The following is a 2,490-nucleotide window of genomic DNA, read 5'->3' on the forward strand; positions in this document are numbered from 1 at the left end:
GGATTATCAGTCGAAACTCTCGGCGTGGCTGGCGCGGCATAAGCCCGATGGCGGGCGCACGATGCGCGGCCAACGTCAGGGCCTCGCCTTGGTTGAATTCACTCTGAAACGCAATGGCGCGGTGGTTAGCAAGCGGCTGGTGCAAAGTTCGGGTAATGAGGCATTGGATGCGGCGGCGCTGGAAATGATCGACCGCGCCAATCCCATGCCCGCCTTCCCGGCATCCTTTGCGGGTGAGGAATTTACTCTGACCGTGCCAGTGCAATTCCAATTGCGGTGAAAATAAGGCATTTGCAACTAAGACGCAGTTGCGAGATTGTCGCGAGAATGCTACCGCCTCATTCTCTCTTGTGCCTGGCCGCCGCCGCTTCCCCCAGGCTTTTTCGAAGAACTCGATAAGGACTATCCGATGCGATCCTCCGGTTCCTCGGCAGCGGCTCGCCGTTTGCCGTTCGCCCTTGCTGCTGCTGCTCTACCGTTAGCGGGGGCCTTTTTTCCCAGCCGCTGCCCAAACGCCCGCCCCGGCGCAAACGCCGGTCGCGCTTCCGGCGATCACGGTGCAGGACACGGCAAAACCCGATGCCAATCCGAACGCCAATCCCAATGCGCCGCTCGCGGTGGAACGCTCGGCCAATCCGAAGTTCGTGAAGCCGCTTCTGGATACGCCGAAAAGCGTAACCGCCATCACCAAGGAGCAGATTAAGGATTCGGGCGCGACCTCGTTGCGCGATGTAATGCGCCAGCAGCCGGGCGTCACCTTGGGCACGGGCGAGGGCGGCAATGCTTTCGGCGACCGGATTTTCATTCGCGGGTTCGATGCGCGTAACGATGTGTTCATCGACGGGCTGCGCGACCCCGGCGTGATCTCGCGCGAGACCTTCGCGGTCGAGCAGTTGGAGGTCATCAAAGGCCCCAGCTCCACCATCGGCGGGCGCGGCACCACGGGCGGGTCGGTCGATATCGTCACCAAAACGCCGACGCAGCAGAATTTCATTAAGGGCGAAGGCTCGCTGGGCACCGATAACTATAAGCGCCTCAGCGCCGATGTGAATCAGGTGATCTCGGACCGCTTCGCCGTGCGCCTCAACGGCATGATCCACGATACTGATATTGCCGGGCGCAACGAAGTTTACGACAAGCGCTATGGCGCGGCGGTCGCGGCGGAAATCAAACCCCATGAGGATTGGAAGGTCACGCTCGACTATTACCACCTCAATACGGACGCTATGCCCGATTGGGGGATTCCCTACGATACGCGCGCCAATGCACCGTTCAATGTACCGCGCGACACGTTCTACGGTATCGTTGGGCGCGACTATATGGAGAACAGCGCCGATATCGGCACGATCCGCGTCGAAGGCAAGCTGGCGCGCGATCTGAAGCTCGATGTGCGCGCCCGCTACGGCGTCACCAGCAATGAATATGTGATTTCGGCGCCGGAAGGCGTCAATCTCACCAATTTGACGGTAGGGTCCAACGCCAAAAATCGCGATCAGACCAACCGCTACGGTGGGATTCAGGCGAATCTGATTTACGATCTCGATAGTAGCTTCGGCAAGCATACCTTCGTCGCGGGCGGCGAAATCATGCGCGAGAAGGTTTATAATCGCGCGCCAGTGGTAACGCCGCGCTCGATCACGCAACGGATTTACGCGCCGAACCCGAACCTGCCGTGGACGGGCTCGACTGTTTCGGGAACCTCCTATTCCGACACGGTCGTCGATACCAAGGCGCTGTATCTATCCGATACGCTGGAACTCTCGCCGCAATGGCAGCTCAGCGGCGGCCTGCGCTACGACCTCTATGACATCGGGGCCTATTCGGGAACGGGCGATTATTCCACCACGTCCAGCCGGGCGACCTACGAGAAGGGTTTCCTGAACTGGAACCTCGGCCTCGTGTACAAGCCGGTGCCCTATGCCAGCGTTTACGGCGCGATCAGCACCTCCTCCAACCCGCCGGGTGAGCAGATCGATGGCGGCACTTCGGCGGGCTACGGCGGTCTTGCGTCGGGCTATACGCAGTTTACGCCGGAGAAGAATACGAACTTCGAAATCGGCACCAAGTGGCAGTTGTTCGACCGCCGCCTGAACGCCAATGCCGCGCTGTTCTATACGATCAAGGAAGAAATGCTGGTGAATAGCGGCACGCGCTTCAGCAATGGCGGCGCGGCGCGTTCGGCGGGCTTCGAAGTCAGCCTCGCTGGGAACATCACCGACGATTGGAGCGTGACCGGCGGCTATACTTATATCGATGCCAAGGTCACGGATAATCCGCTGAACCCTGCCGCGAAAGACAAGAAGCTCGCCAATATTGCCAAACATTCGCTGCTGGTGCAGACGAAATATCAAATCACCGAAGCGCTCTCGGTCGGCGGATCGGCAAACTATCGCTCGGAAGTCAACGGCGGTACGTTGGAAGCGCTGAGCACTAAGGTTCCTTCCTATTGGCGGTTCGATCTGATGGGCGAGTATAAGATCAACCAGAACG

2 protein-coding genes are annotated in these 2,490 nt (G+C 59.5%); both read left to right on the forward strand.

Annotated elements, in window-relative coordinates:
- On the forward strand, positions 1 to 280 hold a 280-nt coding region (locus VZ95_RS16635; protein ID WP_045776851.1), incomplete at its 5' end, for an energy transducer TonB.
- Between the two features lie 277 nt (positions 281 to 557).
- A partial coding sequence (locus VZ95_RS16640; RefSeq protein WP_052711874.1) for a TonB-dependent receptor occupies positions 558 to 2,490 on the forward strand: 1,933 nt, incomplete at its 3' end.

Origin of the sequence: Elstera litoralis, from assembly GCF_000963705.1 — a bacterium.
In the GTDB taxonomy this organism is placed as follows: Bacteria; Pseudomonadota; Alphaproteobacteria; order Elsterales; family Elsteraceae; genus Elstera; species Elstera litoralis.